Source organism: Kribbella jejuensis (genome assembly GCF_006715085.1).
In the GTDB taxonomy this organism is placed as follows: Bacteria; Actinomycetota; Actinomycetes; order Propionibacteriales; family Kribbellaceae; genus Kribbella; species Kribbella jejuensis.
This window is the reverse complement of the sequence record NZ_VFMM01000001.1, coordinates 2,682,828-2,707,928: the sequence shown is the minus strand read 5'-3', so window position 1 is coordinate 2,707,928 and position 25,101 is coordinate 2,682,828. Positions and strand designations below refer to the sequence as shown.

General features: G+C 69.0%; 27 protein-coding genes. 18 read left to right on the top strand and 9 right to left on the bottom strand.

The window, feature by feature from the left end; translation table 11 throughout:
• The first annotated feature begins 33 nt into the window (after positions 1-33).
• The 3 genes from FB475_RS13350 (at position 34) to purD (ending at position 3,183) form a co-directional block, all read left to right on the top strand.
• A complete protein-coding gene (locus FB475_RS13350; RefSeq protein ID WP_141855881.1) occupies positions 34-894 on the top strand; it encodes an alpha/beta fold hydrolase in 861 nt (286 codons plus the stop codon).
• Positions 895-905: 11 nt separating this feature from the next.
• Positions 906-1,589 carry a hypothetical protein gene (locus FB475_RS13345; RefSeq protein ID WP_141855879.1) on the top strand — a complete coding sequence of 228 codons (684 nt, stop codon included), beginning with the start codon at positions 906-908 and terminating at the stop codon, positions 1,587-1,589.
• Between the two features lie 316 nt (positions 1,590-1,905).
• Positions 1,906-3,183: a phosphoribosylamine--glycine ligase gene (gene purD / locus FB475_RS13340; protein ID WP_141855877.1), complete on the top strand. Its 1,278-nt coding sequence runs from the start codon at positions 1,906-1,908 to the stop codon at positions 3,181-3,183.
• A 58-nt stretch (positions 3,184-3,241) separates the two neighbouring features.
• Here the strand turns inward: purD and FB475_RS13335 are convergent, their stop codons facing one another.
• Together FB475_RS13335 and FB475_RS13330 are read right to left on the bottom strand one after the other, a co-directional pair.
• Positions 3,242-3,826: a hypothetical protein gene (locus FB475_RS13335; RefSeq protein ID WP_185759238.1), complete on the bottom strand. Its 585-nt coding sequence runs from the start codon at positions 3,824-3,826 to the stop codon at positions 3,242-3,244.
• Between the two features lie 148 nt (positions 3,827-3,974).
• Entirely contained in the window at positions 3,975-4,490 is a 516-nt protein-coding gene (locus FB475_RS13330; RefSeq protein WP_185759237.1) for a TIGR04222 domain-containing membrane protein, read from the bottom strand.
• Between the two features lie 82 nt (positions 4,491-4,572).
• Here FB475_RS13330 and FB475_RS13325 point away from each other — a divergent pair, with 82 nt between their 5' ends.
• The 9 genes from FB475_RS13325 (at position 4,573) to FB475_RS13285 (ending at position 12,593) form a co-directional block, all read left to right on the top strand.
• Positions 4,573-5,061, top strand: coding sequence for a SigE family RNA polymerase sigma factor (locus FB475_RS13325; protein WP_141855873.1), 489 nt, complete (start codon positions 4,573-4,575; stop codon positions 5,059-5,061).
• A complete protein-coding gene (locus FB475_RS13320; RefSeq protein ID WP_141855871.1) occupies positions 5,054-5,668 on the top strand; it encodes a hypothetical protein in 615 nt (204 codons plus the stop codon). Before FB475_RS13325 ends, FB475_RS13320 begins: the two co-directional genes overlap by 8 nt.
• A gap of 22 nt (positions 5,669-5,690) precedes the next feature.
• On the top strand, positions 5,691-7,118 hold the full coding sequence (gene purB, locus FB475_RS13315) for an adenylosuccinate lyase (RefSeq protein ID WP_141855869.1): 1,428 nt from the start codon (positions 5,691-5,693) through the stop codon (positions 7,116-7,118).
• A gap of 3 nt (positions 7,119-7,121) precedes the next feature.
• Positions 7,122-7,478: a hypothetical protein gene (locus FB475_RS13310; protein WP_141855867.1), complete on the top strand. Its 357-nt coding sequence runs from the start codon at positions 7,122-7,124 to the stop codon at positions 7,476-7,478.
• A 1-nt stretch (position 7,479) separates the two neighbouring features.
• Positions 7,480-7,872, top strand: a complete 393-nt coding sequence (locus tag FB475_RS13305; RefSeq protein ID WP_141855865.1) for a hypothetical protein — start codon at positions 7,480-7,482, stop codon at positions 7,870-7,872.
• 63 nt (positions 7,873-7,935) lie between these two features.
• On the top strand, positions 7,936-9,156 hold the full coding sequence (locus tag FB475_RS13300) for a bifunctional glycosyltransferase family 2/GtrA family protein (protein WP_141855863.1): 1,221 nt from the start codon (positions 7,936-7,938) through the stop codon (positions 9,154-9,156).
• Between the two features lie 2 nt (positions 9,157-9,158).
• Positions 9,159-11,258: a glycosyltransferase family 39 protein gene (locus FB475_RS13295; protein ID WP_141855861.1), complete on the top strand. Its 2,100-nt coding sequence runs from the start codon at positions 9,159-9,161 to the stop codon at positions 11,256-11,258.
• A 266-nt stretch (positions 11,259-11,524) separates the two neighbouring features.
• Positions 11,525-11,860: a hypothetical protein gene (locus FB475_RS13290; protein ID WP_141855859.1), complete on the top strand. Its 336-nt coding sequence runs from the start codon at positions 11,525-11,527 to the stop codon at positions 11,858-11,860.
• Between the two features lie 310 nt (positions 11,861-12,170).
• Positions 12,171-12,593, top strand: a complete 423-nt coding sequence (locus tag FB475_RS13285; RefSeq protein ID WP_141855857.1) for a hypothetical protein — start codon at positions 12,171-12,173, stop codon at positions 12,591-12,593.
• Between the two features lie 9 nt (positions 12,594-12,602).
• On the opposite strand, the gene FB475_RS13280 is transcribed toward FB475_RS13285, so the two are convergent.
• Positions 12,603-13,172, bottom strand: coding sequence for a TetR/AcrR family transcriptional regulator (locus FB475_RS13280; protein WP_141855855.1), 570 nt, complete (start codon positions 13,170-13,172; stop codon positions 12,603-12,605).
• A 53-nt stretch (positions 13,173-13,225) separates the two neighbouring features.
• Here FB475_RS13280 and FB475_RS13275 point away from each other — a divergent pair, with 53 nt between their 5' ends.
• Entirely contained in the window at positions 13,226-14,314 is a 1,089-nt protein-coding gene (locus FB475_RS13275) for an FAD-dependent oxidoreductase (protein ID WP_141855853.1), read from the top strand.
• 135 nt (positions 14,315-14,449) lie between these two features.
• The gene (locus tag FB475_RS13270) at positions 14,450-15,319 is read left to right on the top strand and encodes a phosphoribosylaminoimidazolesuccinocarboxamide synthase (RefSeq protein WP_141855850.1); all 870 of its coding nucleotides are present in this window, start codon (positions 14,450-14,452) and stop codon (positions 15,317-15,319) included.
• Here the strand turns inward: FB475_RS13270 and FB475_RS13265 are convergent.
• The 5 genes from FB475_RS13265 to FB475_RS13245 form a co-directional block, all read right to left on the bottom strand.
• Positions 15,316-15,807, bottom strand: a complete 492-nt coding sequence (locus FB475_RS13265; protein ID WP_238332128.1) for a hypothetical protein — start codon at positions 15,805-15,807, stop codon at positions 15,316-15,318. The two genes, FB475_RS13270 and FB475_RS13265, sit on opposite strands and share 4 nt — an antisense overlap.
• A 72-nt stretch (positions 15,808-15,879) precedes the next feature.
• A complete protein-coding gene (locus FB475_RS13260; protein WP_141855846.1) occupies positions 15,880-16,506 on the bottom strand; it encodes a CDP-alcohol phosphatidyltransferase family protein in 627 nt (208 codons plus the stop codon).
• On the bottom strand, positions 16,506-17,828 hold the full coding sequence (locus FB475_RS13255) for a hypothetical protein (RefSeq protein ID WP_141855844.1): 1,323 nt from the start codon (positions 17,826-17,828) through the stop codon (positions 16,506-16,508). The genes FB475_RS13260 and FB475_RS13255 overlap by 1 nt, the downstream gene beginning before the upstream one ends.
• Positions 17,825-18,499 carry an ABC transporter ATP-binding protein gene (locus FB475_RS13250; RefSeq protein ID WP_141855842.1) on the bottom strand — a complete coding sequence of 225 codons (675 nt, stop codon included), beginning with the start codon at positions 18,497-18,499 and terminating at the stop codon, positions 17,825-17,827. The genes FB475_RS13255 and FB475_RS13250 overlap by 4 nt, the downstream gene beginning before the upstream one ends.
• Positions 18,496-19,017, bottom strand: a complete 522-nt coding sequence (locus tag FB475_RS13245; protein ID WP_141855840.1) for a PadR family transcriptional regulator — start codon at positions 19,015-19,017, stop codon at positions 18,496-18,498. Before FB475_RS13245 ends, FB475_RS13250 begins: the two co-directional genes overlap by 4 nt.
• A 114-nt stretch (positions 19,018-19,131) precedes the next feature.
• Between FB475_RS13245 and purS the strand changes: the two genes are divergently transcribed.
• Genes purS through purL form a run of 4 tightly spaced genes read left to right on the top strand, consistent with a single transcriptional unit; the run spans position 19,132 to position 24,356 of the window.
• Entirely contained in the window at positions 19,132-19,383 is a 252-nt protein-coding gene (gene purS / locus FB475_RS13240) for a phosphoribosylformylglycinamidine synthase subunit PurS (protein ID WP_141855837.1), read from the top strand.
• On the top strand, positions 19,380-20,048 hold the full coding sequence (purQ, locus tag FB475_RS13235) for a phosphoribosylformylglycinamidine synthase subunit PurQ (protein ID WP_141855835.1): 669 nt from the start codon (positions 19,380-19,382) through the stop codon (positions 20,046-20,048). The genes purS and purQ overlap by 4 nt, the downstream gene beginning before the upstream one ends.
• A gap of 14 nt (positions 20,049-20,062) precedes the next feature.
• Complete coding sequence (locus tag FB475_RS13230) at positions 20,063-22,093, top strand: hypothetical protein (RefSeq protein ID WP_238332127.1); 2,031 nt, start codon at positions 20,063-20,065, stop codon at positions 22,091-22,093.
• Between the two features lies 1 nt (position 22,094).
• Positions 22,095-24,356 (top strand): phosphoribosylformylglycinamidine synthase subunit PurL, encoded by a 2,262-nt coding sequence (gene purL / locus FB475_RS13225; RefSeq protein WP_141855833.1) that lies wholly within the window; start codon positions 22,095-22,097, stop codon positions 24,354-24,356.
• 58 nt (positions 24,357-24,414) lie between these two features.
• Here purL and FB475_RS13220 read toward each other — a convergent pair whose 3' ends face one another.
• A complete protein-coding gene (locus FB475_RS13220; protein ID WP_141855831.1) occupies positions 24,415-25,059 on the bottom strand; it encodes a hypothetical protein in 645 nt (214 codons plus the stop codon).
• Positions 25,060-25,101: the final 42 nt, after the last annotated feature.

Below are 25,101 nucleotides of genomic sequence, written 5' to 3'. Positions count from 1 at the left end.
TGGGGGTGGGCCGCCGCAGCGAGGAGTTCGACGATGCCGGAGCCCGTGACCCAGACCCTCGACGTGCCAGGCGCGACGCTGACGTACGACGTCCGCGGCGACCTGTCGAACCGCCCGGTGCTGCTGATCATCGGCTCGCCGATGGCCGCGAGCGGATTCCCGACCCTGGCCTCGCACTTCGAGGACCGCACCGTCGTGACGTACGACCCTCGCGGTGTCGAGCGCAGCGTCCGCACCGGCGAGCTGACCGAGCTCTCTCCGGACGACCACGCGGGCGACCTGGCCGCCCTGATCGAGCACCTGGACGCAGGCCCGGTCGACCTGTTCGCAAGCAGCGGCGGCGCGGTCAACGCCCTCGCGCTGGCCGCACACCGCCCGGACCTGATCAACCACCTGGTCGCGCACGAGCCGCCGCTCGCCGCGCTCCTCCCCGACAGCGAGAACGCGCTGACCGCGGTCGCAGACATGTACGAGACGTACCAGCGCGACGGGATGGGCGCCGGGATGGCGAAGTTCATCGCGTTCGTCGGGTACGACGGTGAGATCCCGGCCGACTACACCCAGCAGCCCGCGCCGGATCCCGCGATGTTCGGCCTGCCCACCGAGGACGACGGCACCCGTAGCGACGCACTGCTCGGGCAGAACCTCCGCGGCTGCACGTCGTACCAGCCGGACTTCGAGGCTCTGGACAAGATCAAGGACCGGATCGTGGTCGGTGTCGGCGAGGAGTCCGGCAACCAGATGGCCGCCCGCGGCGGGAAGGCAGTCGCCGAGCGGCTCGGTCTGACGCCGGTGGTGTTCCCGAGCGGCCACGGTGGCTTCCTCGGCAACGAGTACGGCCAGCCGGGCAAGCCGGTCGAGTTCGCCGCGAAGCTCCGGGAGGTCCTTGGGTAACCTAGCTCTCTGTGATCAAAGCACTGGTTTTGGTGATCGGCCTGCTGACGTCGCCTACGCCTGAAACCTATGCGCAATATTCCCTGATGTTCGAGCGATCCGCCGGTCAGTACTTCGCCGGCGGCACCGTGGCCGGCCAATGGGCATGGACGCCCCTGTCCGCCACCGAATCCGACATTTCCTGGGGTGACCCGCAGTCTTGGCCGCCTGCGTCAGCCGAACACTTCATCCACGACGGCGACTGGGTTCTCCTGGACGGCTACAACGACGGAGCCGGCCGCCCGCTCACTCAAATCCAGCGCGTAACCACCGAAACCATCGGCGACGCGAACTGCACCGACATGCAGCCGATCCCGTCCGCCGACGGCCGCCAGCACTACGTCAAATGGACAGTCCCCACCACGGGCTACTGCCTCGACGCCGCCGGCACCATCAAACCCCCGAACGGCTCCACCACAGTCCACTTCCGCCACCTCCAGAAGTGGCTCCCACCCCACCCCTGCACCAACCCGTACTACTCAGGCCAGACCTGCATCACCCAGTCCGAACAGTGGTGGGACGACAACCAGCACGCGTACTCCCTCCAACTAGCCCGCACCGTAGAACTAGCCAAAGGCCTAGGCATGGCCTTCACCAACCGCACCACAGTCCCTCTCCAGTGGAACGCTGACGGCCGCTACTACTGGAAATACTGAGTCCTCGCCACGGTTTCCAGGCTGACCTACGTGAACGGCTACGCCTACGTGATCGGAACGCTCTGGGGCGGTCCGGGCGACGTGATGATGCCGAAGATCTACCTGAACTGCTGAAACTGCTGAATCCCCGCAACTGCCCGGTCCGTCGGGGCATGGACGACACCGTCGCCAAGTTCCCGACCGCTTCACCAAACTGGTCGGCCAACCGCCGCTGACCTAACCGACCGGTTGGCGGGGCGGCTGCGGTACCAACCGACGAAGCACGCCTGGGACTGACTGCCGGTGCTCGGGTCGGGGCACGCTAGGCTGAGCGCCCGTGAAGGTTTTGGTGATCGGGTCTGGTGGGCGCGAGCATGCTCTGGCCTGGGCGTTGGCCCAGGATTCGGAAGTTGTGCAGGTGGTGGCGGCTCCGGGGAATCCGGGGATCGCGGCGTTGCGGCCGGTGTACGACGGGCAGACGGTCGAGTGCCGGCCCGTGGACGTCGAGGACCACGACGCGGTGGTCGCGCTGGCCCGGGAGCTCGAGTCCGATCTCGTGGTCGTCGGCCCGGAGGCGCCGCTCGTCGCGGGGCTTGCCGATCCGTTGCGGGATGCCGGCATCGCGGTGTTCGGTCCGTCCCGGGACGCGGCGCAGATCGAGGGCTCGAAGGCCTTCGCCAAGGACGTGATGGCGGCGGCGAGCGTGCCGACCGGTCGCGCGTACGTGTGCACTACGCCCGAGGAGGCGGCGACGGCGATCGACGCGTTCGGGCCGCCGTACGTCGTGAAGGACGACGGGCTCGCCGCGGGCAAGGGCGTCGTCGTGACCTCGGACCGCGAGGAAGCGCTCGCCCACGCGGCCCAGTGCGAGCAGGTGCTGATCGAGGAGTTCCTCGACGGTCCCGAGGTCTCGCTGTTCGCGATCACCGACGGTACGACCGTGCTGCCGATGCAGCCGGCGCAGGACTTCAAGCGGCTCGGCGACGGCGACGAGGGCCCGAACACCGGCGGCATGGGCGCATACACGCCGTTGCCGTGGGCGCCGGACGACCTGGTCGCGGAGATCACCGACAAGGTCCTGCAGCCGACGATCGACGAGCTCCGGCACCGCGGTACGCCGTTCAACGGCCTGCTGTACGCCGGTCTCGCGCTGACGTCGCGCGGTGTCCGGGTGATCGAGTTCAACTGCCGCTTCGGCGACCCGGAGACGCAGGCGCTGCTGCCGATGCTGAAGACCCCGCTCGGCGGCCTGCTGTACGCCGCCGCCACCGGCAAGCTCGCCGACCAGGGCGACCTGAGCTGGCGGAACGCGTCCTCGGTCACGGTGGTGGTGGCCGCGAAGAAGTACCCGGCCAGCCCGCGGAAGGGCGACGTGATCACGGGGATCGACCAGGCCGAGAGCGACGACGTACGCGTCTTCCACGCCGGTACGGCGATCGAGAAGGGCGAGCTGGTGACCGCAGGCGGCCGCGTACTCGCGGTCAGCGCCGTCGGCAAGGACCTGGCCGAGGCTCGCCAACGCGCGTACGCCGCAGTCGGCCAGATCCGGATCAAGGGCTCCCAGCACCGCACCGACATCGCCCTCAAGGCAGAACGCGGCGAGATCACGGTCTGAACCACGACGCGACAGAACCGCCGGTCCAAGCGCGGCCGGCGGTTCTGTCTGTCCGGGGTCAGGCGGTGTGGGGAGCTGCCCCAGCCAGCTTGGGCATGACCTCGGCGTTCGCGGGCACGGTGCGCAGGTGCGCGTACCCGAGGACAGAGAGGATCAGCAGCAACCCGGCGGCGGTGAAGGCTGCGATCGCGGCGATCAGGGCGATCTGCCCCATCTTCCAGAACGCGTAGGCGTTCAGCAGCAGGCCACGCAGCGTCTCACCGCGGAACACGGTCTGCACCTGACCGGCCAGTTTGGTGTCGTTCGGGTTGGCGAGCGACTGCGCCGACAGCTGGGCGTAGGTCTTGCCGCCGGCCATCTCGTTGATGTGTACGGCGATGTAGTGGTTGGCGTAGGCCTCGGCCTGAGCGCCATTGACCAGCTGCTGTCCGGCGTACTGCGACAGGTACGGCTTGACGGCCGGGTCGTTCAGCGACTCGGAACCGGCCTTGGGGAAGTAGATCTGTTGGGCGGCGAGCTGGTCGTGGACCTGGCTGTCGACGAACGAGTGTGCCCACAGCAGCATCGCTCCAGCCGCGACCATGACAATCGCGAGGACCAGTCCGGCGGAGGTGAGCAGCGCGTCGAATGTCTTGCGGCGCATGATGGTGTCCTTTCGGGCCGCGCTCCTCAGAGCCGCGGAGTTTGATTGGCCTGTACTCCGAGTGTTCGACAGCAACAGGCGTCACCAACAGGCACCGAAAGACCCCTACCACCGGGTCCAAGTACCCCGGATTCCAGGGGCTACCGGTTCACGTGCCGGCGGTCCACGTCCCTTCGGAGGGGGCGATCGAGCCGTCGAAGGTGTTGTCCCGGACCGGGAGCATCGGGTTGATCCGCGGCATCGGGGGCCGTGGCTGCCCGAGGACGTCGCGCAGCCGGTCGTCCGCGATCCCGGGTACGCCGAGCACCGCCACCCTCCGAACCCCGGTGCCGGGCCGCTCGGTGAGCTCGCGGTAGGTCGGGCTGAACCAGCGCAGGAACCGGAGCTGACCCTTCGCCCGCAGTGCCTTCTCGAGGTCCGCGACCGCCGGACTCGCTGCCAGGTCCGCGAGGAACTCCGCGACGCCGAGCCCGCTGTCCGGGACCAGCTCGAGCGCTGCCGCCTCGATCGGGTACTTGGACCCGGTCCGGGCGACCTTGACCCGCTGCCGGTTGTACGCGACCTCGAGGCGGCCGTCCGTCACCAGTGTGACGAGCACCACCAGCGCCGCGCGCGGTGCGCCGCCGACCAGGTACCCGGCTTCGTAGTCCGTCAGTCCGTCCATCTGTTCAGCCTGGCGTATGAGAAGGTCGGAATCCGTCACAGTTCGATGGAACCGGATCATCGGTTCGGGGGTGTAGGTCGGTATGGAGACGGAGGGGCTGCGGGAGTTCTACAGCGCCCATCAGCCGCGGCTGGTGGGTGTTGTCTCGTTGCTGACCGGGTCGCGCGCCGAGGCCGAGGACATCGTCCAGGAGGCGTTCGTGCGGTTGGTGCCCCGCTGGGAGAAGGTGTCGCGGTACGACTCACCCGAGGCCTGGGTGCGGCTGGTCGCGCTGCGGCTCGCCGCCAACAAGCACCGGGACGGCAACCGGGTCAGCCAGCTGTTCCACCGGCTGCCCGCCGAGCACGTCCCGGACCATGCCGACAGGTATTCGGGTGACCTCGAGCAGGCTCTCGCCGGCCTGCCGATACCGACCCGGCAGGTCGTCGTCCTCCATTACGTCTGCGACCTGAGCGTGGCTCAGGTGGCAGACACCCTCCGGATCGCGGAAGGCACGGTCAAGTCGCGCCTGTCCCGCGCCCGGGACGCCCTGTCCGATTCTTTGCTGTTGAGGAGTGACGACCATGCCTGAGCTGCAGGAGGACCTGCAGGCGCTCGCCGACCGCCGCGCCGCCGAGTCCACCGGGGACTTCGAATCCGTGCTGGTCGCGGCGAAGACCCGCAAGCGCCGCCGGACCGCCGGCTTGACCGTGATCGGAGCAGCCGCGGTGGTCGCGGCAGTTGCCATCATCCCTACGCTCCGCCCTGCTTCTAACAACGCGCCGGTGGCTGGCAGCCCGGTGCCCACCAACGCGGTCGCGCCGCCGGTGGTGGGGACGCAGCCGTCCACCTCGGCGCTGCCGAAGGTCGCCGGCCCGCTGGCGCTGCGGACGTCGACGGTCGCGTCCGGTGCCCAGTTCGTGGTCGCGTTCCCGGACAAGGCGGTCCGCGCGGCGACGTTCGCGCTGTTCTCCGCCGCGAAGCCGGACGAGCAGCTGTACACGCTGGTCGCGAAGGTCCCCGGCGACCCGATGACGCCGTACTCGTTCAAGCTGGCGGGTGAGATGGGCATCGGACTCCCGTCGTACACGGGCGCCGGGCCGTACACGCTGGCCGTCCCGAAGGGCCTCCCGGCCGGTGCGTACCAGGTCTGCACCCTGACCGGTGCCCGCCTCTGCAGTCCTCTGACCGTCAAGTAGTCGCGATCTGGGAGAATGGGGTGTGACCAAACCCCGGATCCCCAACGTTCTCGCCGCGCGCTACGCCAGTCTTTCGATGGCGGAGCTGTGGTCGCCGGAGCACAAGATCGTGCTCGAGCGCAAGCTCTGGGTCGCCGTACTGAAGGCCCAGAGCGCGCTCGGGGTCACGGTTCCGGACGGGGTCGTCGAGGACTACGAGCGAGTGATCGACCAGGTCGACCTGGCCTCGATCGCCGAGCGTGAACGGATCACGCGGCACGACGTGAAGGCGCGGATCGAGGAGTTCAACGCGCTCGCCGGGCACGAGCACATCCACAAGGGGATGACGAGCCGTGACCTGACCGAGAACGTTGAGCAGCTGCAGATCCGCGCCGGTCTCGAGCTGGTGCGGGACCGAGCGGTCGCCACCGCCGTACGGCTCGGCCAGCTGGCCGCCGACCATGCGGCCCTGGTGATGACCGGTCGCTCGCACAACGTGGCCGCGCAGGCGACCACGCTCGGCAAGCGGTTCGCGTCCGCCGCCGACGAGCTGCTCGTCGCCGTCGCCCGGATCGAGGAGCTGATCGAGCGGTACCCGCTGCGCGGCATCAAGGGCCCGGTCGGTACGTCGCAGGACATGCTCGACCTGTTCGGTGGCGACGCGGACAAGCTCGCCATGCTGGAGACGACGATCGCGCAGCACCTCGGCTTCAACAACGCGCTGACCAGTGTGGGGCAGGTGTACCCGCGGTCGCTCGACTACGAGGTTGTCTCGGCGCTGGTGCAGCTCGCCGCCGGACCGTCCAGCCTGGCGACGACGATCCGGCTGATGGCCGGGCACGAGCTGGTCACCGAGGGCTTCAAGGAGGGCCAGGTCGGTTCGTCGGCGATGCCGCACAAGATGAACACCCGGTCTTGTGAGCGGGTCAACGGACTCGCGGTCATCCTCCGCGGCTACGCGTCGATGGCGGGTGAGCTCGCGGGCAACCAGTGGAACGAGGGCGACGTCTTCTGTTCGGTCGTACGGCGGGTTGCGCTGCCGGACGCGTTCTTCGCGCTGGACGGGCTGTTCGAGACGTTCCTGACCGTGCTCGACGAGTTCGGGGTGTACCCGGCGGTCGTCGCGCGCGAACTCGAGCGGTACCTGCCGTTCCTGACCACGACCAAGGTGCTGATGGCCGCGGTGAAGAACGGCGTCGGCCGGGAGACCGCCCACGAGGTGATCAAGGAACACGCGGTCGCCACCGCGCTCGACCTCCGCCAGGGTCTCGCGGCGAACGACCTGTTCCACCGCCTCGGCACCGACGACCGCCTCGGTCTCACCGAGGACCAGATCGTCGGCATCGTCGGCGAGCCCCTGTCCTTCACCGGCGCGGCCGTCGCCCAGGTCGGAGCCGTCGTCGCCAAGATCGACGAACTCGCCAAACGCCACCCCGAGGCAGCCGCCTACACCCCGGGTGACATCCTCTAACCCGTGTTCGCACCGCTCACCTGGTTTCTTGTTGCGCTGTCGTTGGCGGCGATGGTGTACGCCGTTGTGCTGGCGGCGCGGAACAAGCGGATCGACTGGACCGTGCTGGGCGCGGTCGGCGTCATCGAGGTCGCGCTGCTCGCGCAACTGGTCGTGGGGATCGTGCAGTTGGCCGGGACCGATCGGCACGTGTCCGGGCCGTTCTTCGTCGGGTACCTGATCGGGTCGTTGCTGATCCTGCCGATCGGCGCGTTCTGGGCGCTGGCCGAGAGCAGCCGTTGGGGTGCCGGTGCGCTGGCGATCGCGTGCGTGGTGATCCCGATCCTCGAGCTCCGGCTGCACGACGTGTGGACGGCCTGAGATGACCGATCCCGCCGCCACCAAACACGGCCCCGGCCGGATCCTGATCGCTGTGTACGGCGTGTTCGCGCTGGCCGCGACCGCCCGGGCCGGCGTACAGATCGCGACCAAGTTCAGCGACGCACCGATCGCGTACGTGTTGTCGGCCGTTGCCGCGGTCATCTATTGCGCGGCGACGTACGCGCTGGCCAAGGCGACCGCGGTGTCCCGCAAGGTCGCCACGATCGCGATCGCGGTCGAGCTGGCCGGCGTGATCGGGATCGGCGCCTTCAGCTACGCCGAACCCCAGGACTTCCCCGACGCCACCGTCTGGTCTCACTTCGGCCAGGGCTACGGCTTCGTCCCGGTAGTGCTTCCGGTTCTCGGCTTGCTCTGGCTGCGTCGCACCCGGTAACTGCCAGCGAACTGCCAGCCATGCGCAGGGGCTGACCAAGGTTCACCGGACAGCATCGGTGGCATGGAGATTCCAGGTCATCCTCGGGTCGAGATCGTCGTACCCGTCAAGAACGAGGAGAACGACCTCGGCCCGAACATCCGGCGGCTTCGTGAATTCCTCGACACCGCTTTCCCGTTCCCGGCCGAGGTCTGCATCGCGGACAACGGAAGTACGGACGCGACTTATGAGCTCGGCACCCTGCTCGCGAGCGAGCTGCCCGGGGTCCGGGTCGTCCGGCTCGAGCAGTCCGGCCGCGGCCGCGCGCTGAAACAGGTCTGGTCGAGCAGCACTGCCGAGGTGCTCGCCTACATGGACGTCGACCTGTCCACCAACCTGAACGCCCTGCTGCCGCTGGTCGCACCGCTGCTCGCCGGCCACAGTGATGTTGCCATCGGCACCCGGTTGGCGAAGAGCTCCCGGGTGGTCCGGCGGCCGAAGCGGGAGTTCATCTCACGCTCGTACAACCTGTTGCTACGGGCAACGCTGAGCGCGCACTTCTCGGACGCGCAATGTGGGTTCAAGGCGATCCGCGCCGACGTCGCGCGGGAACTGCTGCCGCTGGTCGAGGACACCAGCTGGTTCTTCGACACCGAGCTGCTGGTGCTGGCCGAGAAGGCCGGTCTGCGGATCCACGAGGTCCCGGTGGACTGGATCGACGACCTGGACTCCCGGGTCGCGATCGCGAAGACGGTGGGCGAGGACCTGCGGGGGATCGCCCGGCTGATGCGCAGCCGTGTCGACCTCGAGCCGGTCCGGCAGAAGTACGGACGACCGCGGATCCTCGACCCACGGACCGCGCTCGCGGCGCGAGTACTGCGGTTCTGCGCGGTCGGCGTACTGAGTACGGCGGCGTACGCGTTGCTCTATCTGGTCCTGCGCCAAGGGATGCCGGCCCAGGTCGCGAACCTGCTCGCTCTGCTGATCACCGCGGTCGGCAACACCACGCTGAACCGGCGGATCACCTTCGGTGTGACCGGTGTCGAGGGTCGTTGGCGGCACCAACTGCGCGGTCTGGTTGCCTTCGGCATCGGCTGGAGCTTGACCGCGGCATCGCTCTGGTTGTTGCACACGGCAATCACTGCTCCACATCAGGCGGTGGAGATCACTGTCCTCACCATCGCGAACCTGGCCGCCACCGTCGTCCGGTTCAGCCTCTTCCAGACGTGGGTGTTCGACGACGACGCGCCTACCTTGCCCGCCTTCGAACCCCCTGCGGTTCTCGATCAGACCCGGAGCCACTGACGATGACAACCGTCTCCGATCCCGTCGAGGCAACCAGACCTCGCGCGATCACCACGCAGTACACCCTGAGTCGCGACAAGATTCTGTACGGCGGCCTGCTGGCGTTGACCGCGATCGCGTACTTGTGGGGCCTGTCCAAGAACGGGTACGCCAACGAGTACTACGCGGCCGCCGTACAGGCCGGGTCGAAGAGCTGGAAGGCATGGTTCTTCGGGTCGTTCGACTCGTCGAGCTTCATCACCGTCGACAAGACCCCCGGCTCGTTGTGGGTGATGGGCCTGTCCGCGCGGATCTTCGGGTTCAACAGCTGGAGCATGCTGGTGCCCGAGGCGCTGATGGGCGTCGCGAGTGTCGGATTCGTGTACGTCTCCGTACGCCGCTGGTTCTCCGCGAACGCCGGCCTGCTCGCCGGGGCGATCCTCGCGCTGACGCCGGTCGCCGTACTGATCTTCCGCTTCAACAATCCGGACGCGTTGCTGGTCCTGTTGCTGTGCGCCGGTGCGTGGGCGGTGACGCGGGCGATCGACTCGACCAAGTATGCGGCTCGCTGGATGATTCTGGCGGGTGCGCTGGTCGGGTTCGGGTTCCTGACGAAGATGCTGCAGGCGTTCCTGATCCTGCCTGCGTTCGGTATCGCGTACCTGGTTGCCGGCAAGCCGGCGCTGGGCAGGCGGATTCTGCACCTCGTGCTGGCGACGGTCTCGTTGATCGTCAGCGCCGGCTGGTGGGTCGCGATCGTGGAGCTGCTGCCGGCGTCGGCGCGGCCGTACATCGGTGGGTCGCAGAACAACAGCATTCTCGAGCTGACGCTCGGCTACAATGGTCTCGGGCGGCTCGACGGCAATGAGACCGGGTCGGTCGGCGGTGGCGGGGGTGGCGGTGGCGCCATGTGGGGCGGCGCGGCCGGCGTGCAGCGGTTGTTCGGTGGTGAGTTCGCTTCGCAGATCGCTTGGTTGCTGCCGGCTGCTCTGCTGGGCATCGTCGTACTGGTGGTTGCCGCGGGCAAGGCTCCGCGGACGGATCGGAAGCGCGCGTTCGCATTGCTGTGGGGCGGGTGGCTGCTCGGTACCGGGCTGGTGTTCAGCTACATGCAGGGCATCATCCACAGCTACTACATGATCGCGCTGGCACCGGCGATCGGCGCAGTGATCGGCGGGGCGATGTCGGTGCTCTGGAAGCACCGGGCCGAGTTGTTGCCACGGGCAACTCTTGCAGGTGGGATCCTGCTGACTGCTGGTTGGAGCTTTGCGCTGCTGCACCAGACGTCCTCGTGGCAGCCGTGGTTGCGGTGGGTCGTGCTGTTCATCGGCGTACTCGCGGCGGGGTTGCTGGTGCTGGTGCCGGAGCTCAAACTGAACCGTACGGCGACACGTCGGGCCGGGCTGTTCGCGGCCGCGGTGATGACGCTGACCGCCCTGGCCGGACCGACGGCGTACTCCGTCGCCACAATCAACTCAGCCCACACCGGCGCCCTACCCTCGGCGGGCCCCGCTGGTGTCGCCGGCATGGGCCGAATGGGCGGCTTCGGCGGCGGCCCTGGCGGCGGAATGGGCACCCCACCCGGCCAAACCGGCACCGGAACCGGCGGCACAGGCACTGGCACTGGCGGTACGGGCACTGGCACTGGCGGTACGGGCACGGGTGCGACCGGCACGGGCGGCACCGGAACCGGTGGGACTGGCAGTACGCGGCAGGGTGGTATGGGTGGTGTCGGCGGGTTCCTTGGTGGCGGTGGGATCAGCGGGGTGTCGAGCGAGCTGATCACGTTGTTGCAGCAGGGGGCGAAGGGGTACACCTGGGCAGCCGCCGCGGTGACCGCGAACGGTGCCGCGCCGATGCAGATCGCATCCGGTGAGCCGATCATGGCGATCGGCGGATTCAACGGAACAGATCCCGCGCCGACCCTGGCCGAGTTCAAACAACTCGTTGCCCAAGGCAAGATCCACTACTTCATCGGGTCCGGCGGCGGCATGGGCTTCGGCGGCCGCGGCGGCAGTGACGGCACCTCCAGCCAGATCGCCACCTGGGTAAGCGAAAACTTCACCGCCCAAACCGTCAGCACCACAACCGTCTACGACCTCTCGACCGCAAAGGGAGCATGAAGATGACGCAGTCCCCAGAAGCGCAATTCCAGGCAGCCCGAACGGCGCACCAGCCCGCCGGAGTGCAGCCCTCGCCCCCAGTACAGCCCCCGCCCGTCGGCGTACAGCCCCAGGCTCCAGTACAGCCCCCGGCCGTCGGCGTACAGCCCCCGGCTCCAGTACAGCCCCAGGCCGCCGTACAGCCTCCGGCTGGTGGTCAGGGTGCGGCGGTTGGGCAGCAGACCGGCGTGCCGTCGCCGGCGGGTGTTGGTCAGCCGGTTGCAGCCGTGCCGACTGGCGGCAAGCGGCCGAGCAATCTGATGTTGGCCGGGGCCGGGTCGATTCTTGCGGTGCTGGCATTCCTCGGTGGAATGGCGGTCGGGCACTCGTGGGACGGAACCAGCAACCAGCAGGGTCAGTTCGGTGGGCCCGGCGGGCGCGGTGGATTCCCGGGGAACGGCCAGCGTTTCGGCAACGGCCCAGGCCAGAACGGCACCGGCCAGAACGGCACCGGCCAGAACGGCACCGGCCAGGGCTTCGGGCAGGGGACTCAGCAGGGGAACGGCACGCAGCAGGGGAACGGGCCCCAGCAGGGGACTCAGGGTCAGACCCAGACGAGCTGAACAGGCACCTGAGCCAGACAGCGTCAGCTGGGCTGGGATGGGCAGCCCGGCGGGCCTCGAGCGGACAACTCGGCCCGTCGGGCGTTTCAGCAGGTGGAGTGGGGTGGGTCGAAGCGGTCGGTCGTCCAGGTGACGAGCTCGGGGACGAGAGGCGAGTCGGTCGCGACCAAGCCGACGTGGTCGCGACCGGCGTACGTGCGGTAGTCGACCGGGTGTCCCGCGGGACAGCGGGGGGAGGGCCCGCCATATCTGGGCGGCTGTCAAGGCGCTCAAGGGTTCACCTCGGCGTCGGGTGGGGTATTGAACGGGCGTGGAATGGTCGAATGTCACCTGGTTTCTGACCGCGCTCGGGGCGGTCGTCGTGTTGATTACGCGGGTACGGCTCGGTGGCACCGTTGTCGACGGCACCGGTCATGGGGCCGGGCGGCACGGGTACTCGGCGATCCTGCTTCGCCTGCACACGATCGTCGGGGTGGTCACGCTGATCGGCTGGGTCGTTGCCTTGATCACCGGTCAGCGAGGGATCGCGCTGATCGTGCTGGCCGGCTGGTGGGCACTCACAGTGGTCGGATTGTTGCTGTTGGCCCGTTGGTTGCCGAGCGGTGGTAAGCATTCCGAGGATGCGCAGAGTGACTCCTGGGGTTCCGGCGCAGGACTCTCCGTACTCGGCCACGTCGGCATGCTGCTCGGCGTCTGCTATTTCACATTCGTAGCAGTCACCGACCGCCTCTGAGTCCACCGGTCAGGAGGTCTTGAGGCCGGTGAGGAGGGCGGTTATGGAGCGGCGGACGGCGGATTTGAAGGCTTCTGGAGGGAGGGTTGAGCCGGCGCCGGCGACTCGGTCGTAGAGCAAGCCGTCCATCATTGCCGCGACCGGCCAGGCCGCGGTTTCCGGATCGGGTACGCCGATCCCGGCGAGCAACTGTGCCAGCATCGTTCGCAGTTGACGGCCGCCCTCGTCGATCGTGGCGCGTAGTTCGGGCTGACGGCTCGCCTCCAGGGACAGCTCGTACCGCGCGACCAGATCGTCCGGCCGTTCCTGGGCGAGCCCGGCGACCATCGCCACCATCAACTCGATCGGATCCGCGCCGGGCGGTGGCATACCGGTGACGTCCCGGGCGAGCATCCGCCGTACGCAGGCGGTGAGCAGCGCGTTCCGCGTTCGCAGGTAGTACGACGTGGAGCCCGGCGGTAGGCCTGCTTCGGCGTCGACCGCCCGGTGCGTGAGCCCACGCAGCCCGCGCGTAGCGACGAGATGGATCGCGGCGTCCGCGATGGCGTCCTGCCGATCCGCTCCCCGAGGCACAGTCACGCCGGAAAGTCTCGCACTTCCCAGGCTGACTCTACAGATGTAGAGTCAAGAGCATGGGTACGGCGATCGTGGTCGGAGCGGGTATCGGAGGGGTCAGCGCCGCTGTCGCGCTGCAGCGGCGCGGTTGGCAGGTCACGGTGCTGGAGCGAGCACCGGAGCTGGGCGAAGTAGGAGCCGGCATCTCGGTCTGGCCGTCGGCGGTCGCCGTACTGGAAGAGCTCGGGGTGAAGGGCGTCGAGAAGTCGTCCGTGCAATCCCAGCCGGCCGGGATGCGCAGGCCCGACGGCCGGTGGGTGGTCAGCGCACCCCAGCTCGGCATGGAGCTTCCGGTGATGATCCACCGCGCCCAGCTGCACGACCTGATCACAGCGGAGTTCAAAAACATCAGGCATACCAAACCGTTTGGTATGGGCCAGGTGACGGTGCGGACCGGGTACGACGTGCGGGAGGTCGTGCAGGATGACGACGGCGTCACGGTGAACGGGGAGTTGCGGGCCGACCTCCTCGTCGCCGCGGACGGGATCCGGAGCGCGGTCCGCAGCACGCTGTACCCGCAGTACGCCGGCCCGCGGTACTCCGGGTTCACGGCCTACCGCGGCATCGCCGACATCGACCTCGACGACGGCGGCGGCGAGACCTGGGGCCGTGGGCAACTGTTCGGGTTCGCACGGCTGATCGACGGCCGGTTCTACTGGTACGGAACGGCGAACCAACCGGCCGGTACGACGAGCGAACCGACCGTCTTCGAGAGCTGGCACGACCCGATCCCGCGGCTGATCGCGAACACCGAGAAGATCCTGCAGAACGACATCCTCGACCTGACCACGCCGCTGATGCCGTTCGCGCAGGGCCGGATCGTGCTGCTCGGCGACGCAGCGCACGCGATGACGCCGAACCTCGGCCGCGGCGCCTGCTCCGCGATCGAGGACGCCGGCGCGCTCGGCCGGATCCTCGCCGGCACCGACGATCTACACGCAGCACTGGCTGCGTACGACGCCGAACGCCGTCCCGCGACCACCAAGCTGGTGAAGCGCTCCCGGTCCGTCGGCCGCGTCGCCCAGACCGAGAACCCCGTGCTCTGCACGCTCCGCGACGGCGCCTTCGCGCTGGGCGGGAAACTCCTGAAGCTCCGGCAGCGTTAGGGGCGGACCTGCACCACTCACCAACCCGCGGGAACGGGGCTTGTGCACGCTCCGCTGCCATCGGCGGAGGGCCGATCGCCCAAGTTGGTGAGTGCTGGGCGTCCGCCCCCCGGCGCCGGATGGAACAATCCACCTGTGATCACTCCTCCGCAGGCTCCTGAAATTCCCGGCGCGAAGCATCTGCACTCCGGAAAGGTCCGCGACCTGTACGAGCTGGAGTCGGGCGACCTGTTGATGGTCGCCAGCGACCGGATGAGCGCGTTCGACTGGATCCTGGACACGCCGATTCCGGACAAGGGCAAGGTGCTGACTGCGATGAGCCTGTGGTGGTTCGAGCAGCTCGACGTGCCGAACCACATCGTCTCCACCGATGTGCCCGCGGAGGTCGCCGGGCGGGCCGTGGTGTGCGAGAAGCTCGCCATGTACCCGGTCGAGTGCGTCGCCCGCGGGTACCTGAGCGGCTCCGGCCTGCTGGACTACAACGCGACCGGCGCCGTCTGTGGGATCCCGCTGCCGAGCGGGCTGGTCGAGGGATCGCGGCTGGAGACACCGATCTTCACCCCCGCGACGAAGGCCGAGATCGGCGAGCACGACGAGAACGTCTCGTACGACGCGGTCGTGCAGACCGTCGGCGCGGACGTGGCGGAGGCGCTCCGGCGCAGCACGCTGGACGTCTACACCAGGGCGCGGGCGATGGCCGAGGAGCGCGGGATCATCCTGGCCGACACGAAGTTCGAGTTCGGCGCCCGCGCGGACGGCACGATCGTGCTGGCCGACGAGGTGCTGACACCGGACTCGAGCCGGTTCTGGCCGGCCGACCAGTGGGAGCCCGGCAAGCAGCAGCCGTCGTACGACAAGCAGATCGTCCGGGACTGGCTGCAGTTCGAGTCGGGCTGGGACCGCGCCTCCGGCGAGGCGCCGCCGCGGCTGTCCGACGAGGTGATCGAGCGGACGCGGTCCGCATACATCAACGCGTACGAGCAGCTCACCGGGCGGAAGTTCTAGAAAGCGCTCACGCCTAGGGCCAGTAGGACGAAGCGCGCGCCACGGCCCACGAGGACGGACAGCGTGAACACGAGGGTCCGCATCCGGGAGGCGCCGCCGATCAGCGCCACGCCGTACAGCGGGGGGATGCCGACGAACGCGCTCAGCAGCGTGACCGGGGCACCCCACCGGCTGTCGCTCATCGCGTCCAGCAGCCGCTTGCTGAGGTCGCGGTTCCACTGCACGAAACGGCCCCAGCGGGTGTCCAGGTTGACCGGCTTGGGCTCCTTCTTCGCCTTGCGGGCCGCGTAGCCGGGGCGGTGCCGGACGGCGAGGAACATCGCGACCTTCCCGATGGTCTGGCCGATCGTGATGCCGACCGCGGCGACCACCGGGTTCAGGGTGTGGGTGGCCCCGAGCGCGAGGACGTAGGCCTCCGCGTTCATGAACGGTACGACGGCGGACCCGATACCGAAGCCCACTGCCAGTGCCAGTTGCCAGACCCACATAACTCCGAGGCTAAGCGCCATCGCGGCCGTTGCCATGGAACCCAGGCCTACTTCGGGGCGGGGCCAGGGTTACTACCCATGGGCCCCCGCCTCTGGTACGGCGGCCCAGCGGCCGCAGATGATCATGATCACCCGGTACGACGACACGATCTTCACCACCAGCGCCGCGATCGCGACCGTGTACGGCAGCCACTGCGCGCCGGTCCGGCCGGCCACGACCAGCGAGATCACCACGGCGGCGGTGTTCAGTGCCTTGGCCGGCTTGGACCAGTTCCACAGGTAGATCGGCCGGTCCACCTTGTAGAAGTAGTTCGGGCTGAGCATCCACGGCCAGAGCAGGAACGAGAACGTCAGCATGGTGTCCAGTACCCCGAACTGGACCAGGTAGATCGCCAGCGGGCCGATGGTCGCCGGGTACGTCGCCATGAACGCGGCCGCGAGCAGGAACGAGCAGGCCCGGTCGCAGACGATGTCGAACACCGCGCCGGACAGCGACTCCTCGTTGCGCCGGCGGGCCACCCAGCCGTCCAGGCTGTCGCCGAACCAGTACGAGAAGTACCCGACCACGAGCCAGGTCAGGTCGCCGGTACGGAACGCGTAGGTCGCGACCGCCATCGCGATCACGGTCCGGATCAGCGTGATCCGGTTCGGTATCCCGAGCAGCAGCGCCGGCCGGATCGCCAGGGGGAGTGTGGTCATCAGGCCGCCCTCAGATTCTCGGGATCGAGTGCGTCCCGCAGTTGGTTGCGAAGCAGGAAACCGGCGACCGCGCCGCCGAGCTGGCCGAACACCCAGCCCGCCGCGGCCAGGATCGCCGCGAGGACAAGGATCACGGGGTCGAAGACCGCCATCGCACCGCCGGCCAGCCGGTCGATGCCGATCAGCGTGCCGAACAGCAGGCCGACCGCGAGCGCGGGTGCCGCGACCACGCTCAGCTGGCGGCGGACCACCCGGCGCAGGAACGGCAGATCGACGCCGAGCGCGGTGAGGCCGGCGAACTGGCGGCGCTGGTCGACGAGCTGGTCGGCGACGCCGACGATCAGCGCGGCCATCGCGGTCAGTACGACGATCAGCAGGCCGACGATCGCGAGCCCGAAACCGGTGTCGTAGAACGTCTCCGACCCGCCCAGCTGGTCGTCGCCGAGGACGGTGGCGATCCCGCCGGCCATCGTGCCGACCAGGAAGCCGCAGCACCCCAGCAGCACACCGATCCGGGACGACGGCCGGCCGTCGGCGATCAGCCGGATGCCGGCCAGCAGGTTCGCCGGGTCGTTGGACCGTTGCATCCGCCGCCCGAGCCAGCCGGTCCAGAGCGCCGACAGGCCGAGGAAGAGCAACCCGATCCCGGCCGGCGCGGCGGTCGCCGCCACGTAGCCCTGGTACGGCGCGGCGAACAGGCCGAACGCGAGCAACACCGCCCCGGCGATGAGGCCGGTACGGGGCCGCGAGCCACGCGGTACCGCGTGCGGCGACCCGTCGCGGTGCAGGAGGCTGCCGATCACTGCACCGGCGGCCGTGGTCATCACCACGACGAACACCCACACGACCGCGTCCAGTACCTCGGCGCCGGGCAGTACCCGGACCATCCGCGGGAGCGCACCGAGGACCAGGCTCAGCAGCAGGTACGCCGGCCCGGAGACCAGTCCACCGGCCAGACCGGCCATGGCTGCGTCGGCCACGGTCAACTGCCGCAGCTGCTTCCGGGAGGCACCTGCCAGACGTAGTGCGGTCAGCCGCCGCTCACGGGCCGCCGTACCGAGCCTCAGCGCCTGCACCGCCAGACCGCCGATCAGGACGGCCAGGACGACCAAGGCCGCGATCAGGCCGGAGCGGAGACCGCTCTCGGCGATGTAGTTGCTGTAGACGCCTTCGTCGAGCTCACCCTGGCCCATCCGCGCGATGCGCAGCGCTCCGAGCAGAACAGCCCCGCTGAGGGCGAAGGCAGCCGTGGCGAGCTGGACCCGGCCGCGGTCCGCAGGGGTCCGTGAGCGCGCCAGCTGTACCAGGGTCTCGAGGGTCATAGCGCTACCTCGTGCTGGATCACGCCGTCACGCAGCCTGATCTCACGGTCGGCCGACGCGGCGACCAGGTTGTCGTGCGTCACCATCATCAGCGCGGCCCCTCGATACCGGGCGGCCTTCAGCAGCACCTCCAGCAGCTCCTGGCCGGCCCTGCTGTCCAGACTGCCCGTCGGCTCGTCCGCCAGCACCACAGAAGGTCCCGTGATCAAGGCGCGCGCTACAGCCGCACGCTGCGTCTGGCCACCGGACAGCTCCGCCGGTACTGCGTCGGCGTCGTCCGCGATCCCCACCTGCTCGAGCCAGTCCATTGCCGATACATGCGCCTCCCCGCGCTCGTGACCGCTCAGCAGAAGCGGTAACGCCACATTGTCGATCAGCGGCAGGTCCGGCACGAGTTGCCCGAACTGCAGCACGATGCCGATCTTCGTACGCCGGAGGGCCGCACGCCGCTCTTCCGGCAGTTCGGCCAGGTCCTGACCGTCCACCTGGACCGCCCCGGCGTCCGGTGTGAGGATGCCGGCCGCACAGTGCAGCAGCGTGGACTTGCCACAGCCGCTGGCGCCGGTGACGGCCACCACCTCTCCCCGTTCGAGCTGCAGGCTGACACCGCGCAGGGCCGGGTTGCGGCGGTACGAGTACTCCACTTGGTCCAGGGTCAAGGCTGCGTTCATGAGCGAGTCCCCCTCTGCTCGGCGATGCGGTCCAGGGCGCTGTCCAGCCAGCGCAGGTCGGCGTCCAGGTGGGCCACGATGTACTCGCGGACCAGTGGTGACGTCGGGTCGTCGTCGGCCGGGCTCTCGCGCAGTTCGCGGATCCGGCGCAGGTGGCTGGCGCGCTGCCGGGCCAGGAACCCCTCGGCGTCGCCGCCGGTGCGGATCGCCGCCACGAGCTTCCGCAGTACCTCGTCGGCGCTGCCCCAGGCCGGTGGAACGGGGTCGTTCAGCCAGTCCGTCAGGTGGTCCCGGCCCTTCGCGGTGATCGCGTAGACGGTCCGGTCCGGTCCGCCGCCGGACGTCTTGTCGACCACCTCGACCAGGCCGTCGCGCTCCAGCCGCCCCAGCGTCGTGTACACCTGCCCGAACGCCAGCGGACGGCTGTCCGGGAACCAGGCGTCGTGGCCGCGCTTCACGTCGTACCCATGGGCGGGCCCGGCCGACAGCAGCCCGAGAACGAGCTCCGCAGTGGCCATGGCCAGAACTATACCTCGCGTGTATGTACTCAGTGTATAGTTCACGATGCGGGACTTCCCCGCGCAGGTCGGTAGGATTCAGGCGTCACCCCGGAACGAAACCTGGAGTAGTCAGTGGCTCGCGTTGTCGTCGACGTCATGCTCAAGCCCGAGATCCTCGACCCGCAGGGCAAGGCGGTGCACGGCGCGTTCGGCCGGCTCGGCTTCGACGGCGTGGCCGATGTCCGGCAGGGGAAGCGCTTCGAGATCACCTTGGACGGTGAGGCGACCGAGGAGCGGGTCGCCGAGATCCGGAAGGCCGCGGATACCCTCCTGGCCAACCCGGTGATCGAGGACTACGCGCTGCACGTGGAGAACGACCAGTGAAGATCGGGGTCGTCACCTTCCCGGGTTCACTCGACGACGTCGACGCCCGGCGCGCGGCCGCGGTGGCCGGTGCCGAGGCGGTCGCGCTCTGGCACGGCGACGCGGACCTGCACGGTGTGGACGCGGTCGTCCTGCCCGGCGGCTTCTCGTACGGCGATTACCTGCGCGCCGGTGCGATCTCCCGGTTCGCGCCGGTGATGGACACGATCATTGCCAAGGCCGGCCAAGGCATGCCGGTGCTCGGCATCTGCAACGGCTTCCAGGTGCTCTGCGAGTCGCACCTGCTGCCCGGTGCGCTGATCAAGAACCACCACCGCAAGTTCGTCTGCAAGGACCAGCCGCTGCGGATCGAGAACAACCGCACCGCGTGGACCAGCGACTACGACGCGAACCACGAGATCACCATCGTGCTGAAGAACCAGGACGGTTCGTTCGTCGCCGACGAGGCGACGCTGGACCGGCTGGAGGGCGAGGGCCGGGTGGTCGCCCGCTACCTCGGCAACCCCAACGGTTCCTACCGCGACATCGCCGGCATCACCAACGAGCGCGGCAACGTGGTCGGCCTGATGCCGCACCCGGAGCACGCCGTCGAGACATTGACCGGCCCGAGCACGGACGGCCTGGGCTTCTTCACCTCGGTGCTGAAGGCCGTCGTCGCCTCCTGATGAGGTTCACCGGAGTGCGGCGCGCGCTCTTCGTCATCGCGGCCGCACTGCTGTGCACCACTGGTACGGCGTTCGCGCAGCCGTCGACGCTGATGGCGAAGGTCGTGGTGATCGGTGTTTCGGGTCTGACCTGGGGCGATGTGAAGTCCTCGCCGGGGCTGACCGCGCTGGTGAACCAGTCGAACGTCGGCTCGATGTCGGTGAAGACAGCCGGTCCGCGGACCTGTCCGGTCGACGGCTGGCTGACCATCAGCGCGGGTAGCCGGGCCTGGGGCACTGGGACCGAGCAAGAGTGCGCCGACCTGCCCGCGGTGACCGGCGGCAAGGTCGAGGGCTGGCAGACCTACGTCGACCGCCAGGCGCAGCACCACACGGGCGCGCCGATCGGCCGGCTCGGCGCCAGCCGAGACGGTATCTGCGGCTTCGGGCCGGGTGCAGCGCTCGCGGTGGCGAAGCCGGACGGTTCGGTGGCCGACTGGTCGCCGGCGTTCGACGCGGCCAAGCTTGCGAGCCCGGCCTGTCAGGACGCGATCGTCGACGGCGGTGTGCTGCCGCCGCGCGAAGGCCGGACGGAAGCCTTGCTGAAGGTGGCCGATCTGGTCGCCAAGGCACGAGCGGCTGGTGGCTGGGTGCTGCTCACGGGTGTCAGTCAGGAGAAGCTGCTTTCGCACCAGCAAACGCTGGTCGCGCTGCAGTTGCCGCCCGACAACGGTGCCCGCTGGCTGACCAGCGACTCGACCCGGCGACCCGGTCTGATCCAGCTCACGGACATCACCGCCACCGTGCTGCGCGGCCAGGCTGCGTCGGTCGACCCGGCCGGTGAGGAGAAGGCCGGACCCCTGGGTGGTAGCGAGATCCATGCGACCGGGGACGTCCACACGAACGCGGCTGCGGTCATCGACGACAGGTTGGACGCGAACCAGCGCTACGAGCAGCCCCGCCCGGTGTTGAAGGCCGTGGCAGCCACCTTAGCGGCTGCGTTGGCCTTGTCCCTCGGTTGGTTCCTGATCCGGCGCAACAGCCTCTGGGCACGCCGTACGGCGATCTTCGCGCTGCTGACCCAGGCTGGCTTCTTCGTCGCGGTCTTCCTGTCCACTGCGACCGTCTGGTGGCGCTGGCCTTCGCCAGGTTTGGCCCTGTACGGCGTGACGATCGGGATCAGCGCCGCCTCGGCAGCGCTCTCCCTGCTGCTTCTGAAGCGCTATGCGTACCTCGGGCTGTCCCTGGCGGTGTACGTGGTGCTCGTGATCGACGCCGTCCTCGGTACGCCGATGCAGCTCGGCAGCATGTTCGCCGACGGGCCGGTGATCGGTGGCCGGTTCTACGGCTTCGGGAACTCGACGTTCGCTGCACTGGCCGTGGCCGCGCTGGTGCTGGCCGGATGGGCCGCCCAGCAGCTGCTGGACCGGAGCCGCGCGCTGGCGGCGCTAGCCGTGCTGGCCGTCGGCGGCATCGCGATCGTCGTGGACGGAAAACCAGGATGGGGTACGGATTTCGGCGGCATCCTCGGTCTGACCCCAGCGGTGCTGCTGATGGCCTGGATGACCTGGCGCGGCCGTGTGTCGTGGCGGGCCTTGCTCGGCGTGGCCGTGGGCGGCGTACTGGCGGTGTCCGCGGTTGCCTACCTCGACTACCTGCGCCCGCCGGCGCAGCGCAGCCATTTCGGAAACTTCGCGGCTCGGGTGATCGAGGGCGACGTCGGCGACGTCCTGGTCCGCAAGCTGCAGGCCGCGCTGGCTGTCTTCCACAGCCCGGCCGGCTGGATTCTGCTGGTCGCACTGGTCCTGTGCATGCTCGCGACCGTGCTCCCGGAGCGGGTGCCGTTCGCGTCGTACCGGACCTTCTATCTCAGCCGTCCGATGATCCGCCCGACGCTGGTGGCGCTGACCGTGTGCGGTCTGGCGGGCAGCCTGCTGAACGACGTCGGCATCATCGTCGCCGGAATCATGGGCGGCTTCGCCGTTCCGATGCTGGTCGCCCATCTGATGGGCGTGCCTCGGCCAGCTACCGTTTCACCTGAGTCCCACCTAGTGCAGGAGTCCTGAAGTGTCGACCGACACCGTTAGTAATGCCAGCAACACGCCGGAGGCCGAGCAGCCGTGGGCCGAGCTCGGGCTGAAGCCGGACGAGTACCAGCGGATCCGGGACATCCTGGGACGCCGTCCGACCAGCTGCGAGCTGGCGATGTACTCGGTGATGTGGAGCGAACACTGCTCGTACAAGTCCTCCAAGGTGCACCTGAAGCGCTTCGGTGAGATCCCGCAGGAGACCCCGGCCGGCAAGATGCTGGCCGGCATCGGCGAGAACGCCGGCGTGATCGACATCGGCGAGGGGTACGCGGTCACCTTCAAGGTCGAGTCGCACAACCACCCGTCGTACGTCGAGCCGTACCAGGGCGCGGCCACCGGGGTCGGCGGCATCGTCCGCGACATCCTGGCGATGGGCGCCCGCCCGGTCGCGGTGATGGACCCGCTGCGGTTCGGCCCGCTGGACGCGCCGGACACCCGGCGCGTACTGCCCGGGATCGTGTCGGGCGTCGGCGGGTACGGCAACAGCCTGGGCCTGCCGAACATCGGCGGTGAGGTCGTCTTCGACCCGACGTACGCCGGCAACCCGCTGGTGAACGCGCTCTGCGTCGGCGTCATGCGGCACGAGGACCTGCACCTCGCGAACGCCACCGGCCTCGGCAACCAGATCATCCTGTACGGCGCGAAGACCGGCGGTGACGGCATCGGCGGCGTGTCCGTGCTCGCGTCGGAGACCTTCGCCGACGGTGGCCCGACCAAGCGGCCGGCGGTCCAGGTGGGCGACCCGTTCATGGAGAAGCTCCTGATCGAGTGCACGCTCGAGCTCTTCCAGGCGAACATCGTCGAAGGCATCCAGGACCTCGGCGGTGCCGGGCTGTCCTGCGCGACCTCCGAGCTGGCCAGTGCGGGCGACGGCGGTATGCACGTCTCGCTCGACAAGGTGCCGCTGCGGGACGCGTCGCTCGCGCCGGAAGAGATCCTGATGAGCGAGTCGCAGGAACGGATGATGGCGGTCGTCACGCCGGACAACGTCGAGGCGTTCCTGAAGATCTGCGCGAAGTGGGACGTGCAGGCCGACGTGATCGGTGAGGTCACCGACACCGGCCGGCTGCAGATCGACTGGCACGGCGAGCGCGTGGTCGACGTACCGCCGCGCACCGTCGCGCACGAGGGGCCTGTGTACGAGCGTCCGTTCGCGCGGCCGGACTGGCAGGACGAACTCCAGGCCGACGGCGCCGAGAAGCTGCCGCGGGCAAGCACCGGTGCGGAGCTGCGGGACACGCTGCTCGAGCTGGTCGCGTCGCCGAACCTGTGCGACAAGTCCTGGGTGACCGACCAGTACGACCGGTACGTGCTCGGCAACTCGGTGCTCGCGCAGCCCGAGGACAGCGGGATGATCCGGGTCGACGAGACCAGCGGCCTCGGCGTCGCGGTGTCCACCGACTGCAACGGCCGGTTCGCCAAGCTCGACCCGTACACCGGTGCCAAGCTCGCGCTCGCCGAGTCGTTCCGCAACGTCGCGACCACGGGTGCCCGGCCGGTCGCGGTCACCGACTGCCTGAACTTCGGTTCGCCGGAGGACCCGGGCGTGATGTGGCAGTTCGTCGAGGCGATCCGCGGCCTGGTCGACGCCTGCAAGGAACTCGGGATGCCGGTCACCGGCGGGAACGTGTCGTTCTACAACCAGACCGGCGAGACCCCGATCCTGCCGACGCCGGTGGTCGGCGTGCTCGGCGTGATCGACGACGTCACCCGCCGTACGCCGATCGGCTTCACCGCCGAGATGGAGGGCCACCAGTTGTACCTGCTCGGTGAGACCGAGGAGGAGCTGTCCGGGTCCGAGTGGGCGCACGTCGTGCACGGTCACCTCGGTGGGCGGCCGCCGGCGGTGGACCTTGAGGCCGAGAAGCAGCTGGCCGACATCCTGATCAACGCGTCCCGGGACGGGCTGATCGACGCGGCGCACGACGTCAGCGACGGCGGGGTCGCGCAGACGCTGGTCGAGTCCGCGCTGCGCGGCGGCGCCGGCGCGCGGGTCTGGGCGCCGGACGGGCTGGACCCGTTCCTGTTCCTGTTCGCGGAGTCGGCCGGCCGTGCAGTGGTCGCCGTACCGCGGACCGAAGAGGTGCGGTTCACCGACATGTGCACCGCGCGCCGGTTCCCGCACGCGAAGATCGGCGTGATCACCGGCGACACCCTCGACGTCCAGGACCAGTTCGAGATCCCGCTGACCGAGCTGCGGGAGGCGTGGACGTCCACGTTGCCGTCGGTCCTGAACTGATGGTTGTGTGACCCGGGCACCTTGGTGCCCGGGTCACCTGGCCGAGGCGTCCACGACGTCAGCCGACCAGGGTCGCTCGCTGGGTCGCGACGGCCATGATCTTGGTGAGGCCGGCCTTGTCCTGCGGGCGGCCGGCGACCGTGACCTCGATGTAGGCACGCTTGCCGTTCGAGTAGATGTCCAGGAAGCGGGTGGAGACCAGCCGCTGCCCGCGGGCGCCGTCGCGGTAGGTGTAGGTGAGCGACCTGTACGCGACGGTGGACCCGTCGCCGACGAGCGACGGCGCGGTTCCGTGGGCGCGGGACACGATCTTCAGACCGGGGACGCGACGCAGTTCCTTCACCCGCTGCTGGGCCACGGTGCCGGTGCTGACCTTGCCGTCGAGGCTGCCGTCGACGCGGAGCATCCAGGTGTTCGAGCTGTCGGTGAACTTGGCTTCCCGCGTGCTGAGCTTGGTGAACTTCCACCCGGTCGGTGCGTAGACGGCGACGTTGCAGTTGGTGGGGTGGCCCCAGCACTTCCAGCCGAAGTGGAGGCTTGCCGGGTTGAGGGCGGGCTTCGCGTACGTGCTGACCGCGGCGGCGCGGGCCGGTACGGCGGCGTCGCTGGGTGCGATTCCGAGCAGCAGGCCCGCGGCGCCGAGGATCGCGGTGCCGGCCAGAACGCGAGCGGTGAGGGTCTTCTTCATGGTTCTCGTCTCCATCGTCAAGGGGCTCCGTCGGCCCGTCGAGATCAGAGATGACGC

Coding starts and splice junctions, on each gene's coding strand:
- FB475_RS13350 (WP_141855881.1), top strand. CDS start 34: ATGCCGGAGCCCGTGACCCAGACCCTCGACGTGCCAGGCGCGACGCTG.
- FB475_RS13335 (WP_185759238.1), bottom strand. CDS start 3,826: ATGCGCCGCAAGACATTCGACGCGCTGCTCACCTCCGCCGGACTGGTC.
- FB475_RS13330 (WP_185759237.1), bottom strand. CDS start 4,490: ATGGACGGACTGACGGACTACGAAGCCGGGTACCTGGTCGGCGGCGCA.
- FB475_RS13325 (WP_141855873.1), top strand. CDS start 4,573: ATGGAGACGGAGGGGCTGCGGGAGTTCTACAGCGCCCATCAGCCGCGG.
- FB475_RS13320 (WP_141855871.1), top strand. CDS start 5,054: ATGCCTGAGCTGCAGGAGGACCTGCAGGCGCTCGCCGACCGCCGCGCC.
- FB475_RS13305 (WP_141855865.1), top strand. CDS start 7,480: ATGACCGATCCCGCCGCCACCAAACACGGCCCCGGCCGGATCCTGATC.
- FB475_RS13300 (WP_141855863.1), top strand. CDS start 7,936: ATGGAGATTCCAGGTCATCCTCGGGTCGAGATCGTCGTACCCGTCAAG.
- FB475_RS13295 (WP_141855861.1), top strand. CDS start 9,159: ATGACAACCGTCTCCGATCCCGTCGAGGCAACCAGACCTCGCGCGATC.
- FB475_RS13275 (WP_141855853.1), top strand. CDS start 13,226: ATGGGTACGGCGATCGTGGTCGGAGCGGGTATCGGAGGGGTCAGCGCC.
- FB475_RS13265 (WP_238332128.1), bottom strand. CDS start 15,807: ATGTGGGTCTGGCAACTGGCACTGGCAGTGGGCTTCGGTATCGGGTCC.
- FB475_RS13260 (WP_141855846.1), bottom strand. CDS start 16,506: ATGACCACACTCCCCCTGGCGATCCGGCCGGCGCTGCTGCTCGGGATA.
- FB475_RS13255 (WP_141855844.1), bottom strand. CDS start 17,828: ATGACCCTCGAGACCCTGGTACAGCTGGCGCGCTCACGGACCCCTGCG.
- FB475_RS13250 (WP_141855842.1), bottom strand. CDS start 18,499: ATGAACGCAGCCTTGACCCTGGACCAAGTGGAGTACTCGTACCGCCGC.
- FB475_RS13245 (WP_141855840.1), bottom strand. CDS start 19,017: ATGGCCACTGCGGAGCTCGTTCTCGGGCTGCTGTCGGCCGGGCCCGCC.
- FB475_RS13220 (WP_141855831.1), bottom strand. CDS start 25,059: ATGGAGACGAGAACCATGAAGAAGACCCTCACCGCTCGCGTTCTGGCC.